General features: G+C 45.3%; 8 protein-coding genes. 6 read left to right on the forward strand and 2 right to left on the reverse strand.

Features of this window, described 5'->3' with window-relative positions; genetic code table 11:
* Positions 1–198 precede the first annotated feature (198 nt).
* The 4 genes from AB4589_RS21475 (at position 199) to AB4589_RS21490 (ending at position 2,608) form a co-directional block, all read left to right on the forward strand.
* A complete protein-coding gene (locus AB4589_RS21475; RefSeq protein ID WP_004736650.1) occupies positions 199–459 on the forward strand; it encodes a DUF2282 domain-containing protein in 261 nt (86 codons plus the stop codon).
* A 64-nt stretch (positions 460–523) separates the two neighbouring features.
* Positions 524–1,384, forward strand: a complete 861-nt coding sequence (locus AB4589_RS21480; protein ID WP_371710439.1) for a DUF692 domain-containing protein — start codon at positions 524–526, stop codon at positions 1,382–1,384.
* Positions 1,381–2,148, forward strand: coding sequence for a DNA-binding domain-containing protein (locus AB4589_RS21485; RefSeq protein ID WP_372101661.1), 768 nt, complete (start codon positions 1,381–1,383; stop codon positions 2,146–2,148). Before AB4589_RS21480 ends, AB4589_RS21485 begins: the two co-directional genes overlap by 4 nt.
* Position 2,149: 1 nt before the next feature.
* A complete protein-coding gene (locus AB4589_RS21490) occupies positions 2,150–2,608 on the forward strand; it encodes a DoxX family protein (protein ID WP_215921327.1) in 459 nt (152 codons plus the stop codon).
* An 86-nt stretch (positions 2,609–2,694) separates the two neighbouring features.
* On the opposite strand, the gene AB4589_RS21495 is transcribed toward AB4589_RS21490, so the two are convergent.
* Positions 2,695–2,976 (reverse strand): hypothetical protein, encoded by a 282-nt coding sequence (locus AB4589_RS21495; protein ID WP_004736654.1) that lies wholly within the window; start codon positions 2,974–2,976, stop codon positions 2,695–2,697.
* Between the two features lie 102 nt (positions 2,977–3,078).
* The gene (locus AB4589_RS21500; protein ID WP_029222012.1) at positions 3,079–4,278 is read right to left on the reverse strand and encodes a multidrug effflux MFS transporter; all 1,200 of its coding nucleotides are present in this window, start codon (positions 4,276–4,278) and stop codon (positions 3,079–3,081) included.
* A 101-nt stretch (positions 4,279–4,379) separates the two neighbouring features.
* On the opposite strand from AB4589_RS21500, the gene AB4589_RS21505 reads away from it, so the two are divergent.
* On the forward strand, positions 4,380–5,321 hold the full coding sequence (locus AB4589_RS21505; RefSeq protein WP_004736656.1) for a LysR substrate-binding domain-containing protein: 942 nt from the start codon (positions 4,380–4,382) through the stop codon (positions 5,319–5,321).
* 122 nt (positions 5,322–5,443) lie between these two features.
* Positions 5,444–7,234 (forward strand): aminopeptidase P family protein, encoded by a 1,791-nt coding sequence (locus tag AB4589_RS21510; RefSeq protein ID WP_371728507.1) that lies wholly within the window; start codon positions 5,444–5,446, stop codon positions 7,232–7,234.
* Positions 7,235–7,324: the final 90 nt, after the last annotated feature.

Consider the following 7,324-nt stretch of genomic DNA (forward strand, 5'->3'; position numbering starts at 1 on the left):
TTAGGATAATAAGAAGAAAAAACAGTCAAAAAATAACATCATATAATCAGCAACTTAATAGCTAATGCATCATTAATATTGATATTTCTTATAATGTCGTGAAATTATTTCCTGGTTCTTCCTATCCTTTTTAGTAAGCAAGTTAACAATCCATTAACCTGCGATATAAAATACTATTAAGTCCTAGAGGGAATGACTATGAAAAATTCTAATCTTGCTGTTACAGCTGCAATCACAAGTGTACTAGCGTTCGGCGGTGCAGTTCTTACATCAGCACCTGCGGAAGCAGCAGCAAAAGAGAAATGCTACGGCGTTGCAAAAGCTGGCCAAAATGATTGTGCAACCAAAACAAGTTCATGTGCGGGTACAGCCAAAGAAGACAACCAATCCGATGCATTCGTAGTCGTACCTAAAGGGCTGTGTGGCAAATTATCAGGTGGTAACACTCAATCATCATAATTGAGCTGCTTAGTATGGTGAGCTGACATTCAGCTCACCTCCACTTTCCATTAGGAGAATCGTTGTGACTCAAACTCTTCATCCCAACGCAGGGGTTGGCCTTAGAACACCGCACTTGGACTTCTTTAGCCAAAACCCAGCCTTAGTGAGTTGGTTAGAGGTGCACAGCGAGAACTACTTTTTAGCGAAATCACCGCAACGTCAACAACTGAGAGAAATTCGTCACGCCCACAACATAAGTTGTCACGGTGTTGGGTTGTCTCTAGGTTCTGTTGAGCGCATCAACCCAAATCACTTACTGCAGTTAAAAGATCTCATTGATGATATCGAGCCGTTCTTGGTTTCTGACCACCTCAGCTGGAGTCAGACCGGCGGTCACTACTTCAATGACTTGTTACCGCTGCCTTATACCGAAGAGGCGTTAGAAGTCTTCTGCCGCAATGTCATCGAGGTTCAAGACGGCCTGCAACGCCCTATGCTGATTGAAAATCCATCGAGCTACCTTGCCTTCAAACATTCAACCATCCCAGAGTGGGAATTTTTAGCCGAGGTACAAAAGCGTACCGAGTGTCGCCTACTGCTCGATTTCAATAATATTTTTGTCTCATCTTTTAATCACGGTTTCAGCTGCGAAGAGTATCTCAATGGAATACCAGCAGACAAAGTGGAAGAGATTCACTTGGCAGGTTTTACCAAAAAGAAACTCGAACAAGGTGAGATCTGGATAGACACCCACAGCAAGCCTGTCTGTGACGAAGTATGGCAACTCTACACTGACTGGATTGCACAACATGGTTTGCGCCATACCTTGATAGAGTGGGATTTAGATATCCCAGAGCCACAAATTTTATTGGCTGAAGCGGCCAAAGCCAGTGATATTTTGTATCAACACGACAAGTTCAACCAAAGGAGTCGCGCATCATGAGCCACTCTTTAGCTAATGTGCAATCAGAGTTTGCGAACGCGTTACGCTACCAAAACAATGGTGAGCACTGCGACATAGTGAGCGACCACTTTACCGATGAACAGCGCATCCAGATCTACCGAAATAACTTTGTGATTAGCTTGAGTGAAGTACTGGCTGCTACGTATCCACTGACTGAAATGTTGGTTGGTGAAGAGTGCTTCCAACAAATGGCTCGTCAACATGTCTTAAGTTATCCATCAACCTCTGGTGACGTCAGTGGTTACGGTGAACACTTTGAACAAACTATCCAAGCCTTTCCTGCTGTTATCGAGGCTGCACCTTATCTCGCTGAAGTAGCTTTGTATGAATGGCAAAAAGATAGCTTGGTGAGATGTGTTTCAGAATCACATGTCGACCAACGTCCTCTTTCTCGTTTAGCTGATGTACCGCAAGAACAACAAGGCGCTTTAGTCTTTCATCTCAAAGATTCAATAACGCTAATTAATTCTAGCTATACGATTATCGCGCTTGAGCAGGCTATCTATCAGCAACAACTCGATGGGTTAGACATCAACCAACCTGAATTTGGGGTGTTAATCCGAGCGGAAAACTCACAGATTGAGAGCCATCGTTTGACGCAAGAAAGCCACCAACTATTAACCGAATTTCAATCGGGTCAAACGCTCTCAGCGATAGAGCCTTTACTACTACAACATCTGAATACTGTCATGGCACTTAACGTCATCTCAGGCTTTTCAATCAATGCCGAATTGGAGACATAATATGGATAACAACACAGTCACGAACATGATGGATCAATACGACAGTTTGATTGAGAAATCACAGGCACTTTTTGTTCCCGTACTACTTCTGTTTTGTCGCCTATGGGTGGCGTGGGTCTTCTTTAATTCAGGACTCACCAAGATAGCCACTTGGGATAGCACCCTTTACTTGTTTGAATTGGAATACCAAGTGCCTCTTTTGCCTTGGGAATTGGCCGCTTACATGGGTACCGCAGCTGAATTGATTCTGCCGGTATTCTTAGCGCTTGGCTTGTTAACCCGACCAATGGCTGCAGTGCTGTTCGTTTTCAATATCATGGCCGTCGTGTCATACCCTGTATTGTGGGCGCAAGGCTTCTATGATCATCAGCTTTGGGGATTAATGATTCTTATCGTCGTGGTATGGGGAGCAGGACCATTTTCATTGGATAGAATCTTAAAAGCGCAGTTCAAAAGCTAAAGCTCTTTTCCATAGCCTCTAAATTTACATAGGTCCAAAACGCAAAAAACCACTCAATTGAGTGGTTTCTTTTTATCTGGAATAAACTACTTGTTTAGAAAAGCTTGTAGCTCTTCAGCAGAGATACCTTGCTCGGCTAGCTCTTTTGCTAGTAGCTGAACTTGTTCACCTTTACGAGATTCAACCACGCGTTGAAATTGGTAAATGATATCTCGCAAAGTATCAATTGGAACTTGTTTTGCCGCACTGCGAATACGCTCTTCACTTTGGTTTCCTAGCTCTTTAAGCAATTTACCAAACATGACCTTTTCAGGTGCATCTTCCATTTGTTCTAAGATGCGCGCCATTTCGTAGGTTGTTAATGACATTACAGTATTTTCCGTTGGGGACTAACGTTTCAATGAGTGACAAATATACCATGTTTTAACGTTTCGCAAACCGCCATTTGTATATTTTGTCACCCTTGAGACTTATGCCTTAGCAAACGTCGTGTGCCATGACTTACCCGCTTTGCTCGCAAGCACTAACAATGCAGGAACAATAAGGAACATTTGCAGCGCAATCATCACTTGAGACGTTAAATCAAGACGTTGCATCGTACCAACAAGCAGTCCAGAACCGCTCATTTGGAACAATCCAAGCAACGCAGCTGCGGTACCCGCACGGTCACCAAAAGGTTCAAGTGCCTTACCGGCTGCGGCACCAAGAATCCAAGCGAAGCCAACTGAAGATAGGAAAATCGGCAACATGAACGCGATCGCGCTAGCATGCTCAGCAAGCACCAGCATAACCACACCCGCTAAGCCAAGCGTTGAAATACCGACAACCAATGCTTTGTAAGTACCAAAACGATCCATAAACTTCGGCGCAGTGAATGCAGCCGTGATGTTGATAACCGCGTTAATACCAAACCAGAACGTAAACTCATTCATCGTCAAACCTAGGTTTTCCATCAGCACAACAGGTGCAGAGGTAACGTAAGCAAGGATTACTGCCATCGCCATTAAGCACAATGTCGCGTGGAAGATGAACGATGGTGTTTTCAATACCGACCAGTAACGCTCAAGTTTGAACACCGCGACCTTTTCTGTCGCCGGATTAGACTCTTTCATTTGGAAAAACAGAATGGTGCCAACCACGACAGCGAACACAGCCATAAAGCTAAAGTTCGAGCGCCAGCCAAACTGTTGAGTTAACCAAGCACCCAGAATCGGAGCTAGTGCAGGAATAAAGCAAATTGCACCATTGAGGTAACTGATCATGCGGCCACTTTTTTCCGGGCCAAATAGATCGCGAACCGTCGCAAAGGCTGCTACAGAAGTCGCACAAGCTCCTAAGCCTTGTAGCAGCCGAGCTATTAGCATCATATCAATCGATTGAGCTGCCCACGCCAAGCAAGCACTCAATGCATAGATACTAACACCTCCCAATGCAACGGTTCGACGTCCTAACTTATCAGCCAAAGGGCCTGCAAATAATTGCCCGACACCCATGGCGAATAAAAACCAAGTAATCGTATCTTGTGCTAGTGCGTGTTCCACGTGAAACGCTGTTGAAATTTGTGGCAGAGCTGGAAGATAAATATCTATAGCCAGAGGGCTAAATAGAACCAGCATTGCCAATAAAGCAACCTGCAGTTTACTAGGGGTTGGAAGCGCGTTAGAAGGCACAAGATTCTCCGAATGAGTTAATTTAGGTGCATAATAACCAACTAAAGATATGAACAAAAATGGCATATACTCATTAGCATTATTCCAAATAGGAAACTCACATGAATATCGAGAAACTATCACGCCTCGACCTCAATCTACTAGTTTGCTTGCAGGTGCTGATGGAAGAGCTGAGTGTCACTCGTACCGCACATAGATTATGCTTGAGCCAATCGGCTGTGAGTAAGTCGCTAGCCAAGCTTCGTGAACAATTTAATGACCCCCTTTTTACACGAAGTGCTCATGGCCTACGACCAACACCGAAAGCTGTTTTCCTTAAGCCTCGGTTAGAAACGTTGATCAACCAACTTGATGTTCTCACTCAACCAGAGACATTCATTCCCAACAATAGCGACCACAGCTTTCACATTGCTGCCGTTGAGAGTGTTTACCCGCTGATTCTTCCTCACTTCTTACCAGCGATATTTCGACAAGCACCTAAGGTTAATATCAACACCCATGCGTGGACCGAACAAACCTTTAAGAAGCTACAGCTTGGTGAGTTAGATATCGGACTCACAGGCAAAGACATCGACATCAACGATGCGCGCTTAACCATGCTGCCGCCAGACGACATCTGCGAACAAGAGATCTACCGTGATGCACAGATGTGTGTATTAAGGCGTAACCACCCTGCTCTAAGTGGTAAATGGGATTTGGGAACCTACCTTGCGCAGCGTCATGTACAAGTAAGATGTGATGGGAACGATCGATGGCTGCTCGACTACAAACTGGCTGATCTTGGTCATCAGCGAGATATCGCTATTTCTGTTCCAGACTTCAATAGTGCAGCAAGCTTGTGTACCTATACCGACTTTGTGTTTACCGCACCAAGCCACTTTACTTACCTCGTCGCTAAACAACTCGACTTAGTGGTTGTGCCTTTACCAATGGAATTTCCTCCGATGGCATACACTCTGTTTTGGCACCGTGACAGAGAAAATGACCCAGCCTTAACTTGGTTGCGAGATATCATCAAAGAAAAAACTCTGCACCTTAGATAAAAATGGCGTACAGCGTTTGCAGCAAACGAACAAAAGCGCTAGCTTATTGACCTAATAAGTCCCCTCGCATGTATATCGACTGTGAGTGTTAACAAGGACCCTAACAATAAGGATAAACACAGATGCACAATATCACTGCTGAACGCGTTGCTGCAGTTCGAGCTTGGCTTGAAACAAACAACCTAGATGCCGTTATCATTCCACATGAAGACGAATATCTAGGTGAATACGTTCCCGCTCATAACGAGCGACTTCACTGGTTAACAGGTTTCACTGGCTCTGCAGGTGCCGCTGTTATCACTCGTGAAACTGCTGCTATTTTTGTAGATGGTCGCTACACCGTCCAGGTTCGTAAGCAGGTACCAGCAGAGTTATTTGAGTATCGCCACCTTATTGAAGAGCCGGCTTTAGATTGGATCATCAATTCATTGCCACAAGGCAGCAAGGTTGCCTTCGACCCACGCATGCACACTGCAGCTTGGTTGAAAGGTGCCCAAGCTAAACTAGCAGAGAAAGTTGAGTTAACGACACTCTCTTCTAATCCAATTGATGAACTTTGGTCTGATCGCCCTGAACCTGTCGTGTCTGATGTTCGCCTAATGGCAACAGACGCCGTTGGCCAATCAAGCGAGAGCAAACGCGCGGAGATTGCTGGCTTACTAAAAGCAAAAGGTGCGGACGCCGCTATCCTTACCGAGCTAGACTCAATCTGTTGGTTGCTTAACATTCGTGGTTTAGACGTATCTCGCCTACCTGTTGTATTGTCTAATGCAATCATTCACGCTGATGAAAGCGTCGATTTCTTCCTAGACCCAGCACGCATCCCAGCAGGCTTTGAAGCACACGTTGGTAATGGTATTCGAGTTTCTCACCCATCAGAGCTTGAAGTGCGCCTTCAGTCTTTAGAAGGTAACAATGTGTCTGTCGATTCAGGCACGAGTAATGCTTGGTACACGCTTGTTCTGCAAAACGCTGGCGCTCACATCATTGAAGCAGCAGACCCATGCCTAATGCCAAAAGCTGCCAAAAACGCAACTGAGATTGCAGGTATGAAAGCGTGTCACATTCGAGATGGCGTGGCGATGGCGAAATTCCTGTCTTGGATTGATGCAGAAGTCGCGCAAGGTAACCTGCACAACGAAGCTGTACTAGCAGACAAAGTACAATCATTCCGCGAGCAAGACCCGACGCTGATGGATCTAAGTTTTGACACCATTTCTGCGGCTGGCGGCAACGCTGCAATGTGTCACTACAACCATGAGAACCAACCTGAACCTGGTCAGCTAGAACTGAATACTCTGTACCTAGTCGATTCAGGCGGTCAGTACTTAGATGGTACAACCGACATCACTCGTACTATCGCGATTGGCCAACCAAGCGACGAAATGATTCAGCAGTTCACATTAGCGCTTAAAGGTCACATCGGCATTGCACGTGCGCGTTTCCCACAGGGTACTCGTGGTTTCCAACTGGATATCCTAGCGCGTCAGCACTTATGGGCAGAAGGCTTCGATTACGATCATGGTACTGGTCACGGTGTTGGTCACTTCCTAAGTGTTCATGAAGGCCCACAAAGCATCTCTAAGAAGCTTATCGACGTACCTCTTGTTGAAGGCATGGTGTTATCAAACGAGCCGGGTTACTACCGTGCTGATGAGTTTGGTATCCGTATCGAGAACCTAGAATTGGTCGTTGAGCTTCCTACTCAAGGTGACTTCTCAGTACTAACGTTTGAATCGCTAACACGTTGCCCTATTGATAAGCGCAACATCAACGTCGATCTACTGACACGACCTGAGCTTGCATGGCTAAACGATTACCATCAGAAAGTATGGAACGATGTTAGCCCATTAGTTGAAGGTGATACTTTGGAATGGCTACGCCAATCAACAACACCACTTGCTCACGCTTAATGACTTGCTAGGCAGGTAACTGAACCCAAGCTAGTTAGCTCAGTTTGATATTAAAACGGCTACCCTTAGGTATAATGCCGTTCGGATAAG

The sequence above is a fragment of the Vibrio sp. 10N.222.49.A3 genome, assembly GCF_041475145.1.
GTDB classification, from domain to species: Bacteria; Pseudomonadota; Gammaproteobacteria; order Enterobacterales; family Vibrionaceae; genus Vibrio; species Vibrio tasmaniensis_A.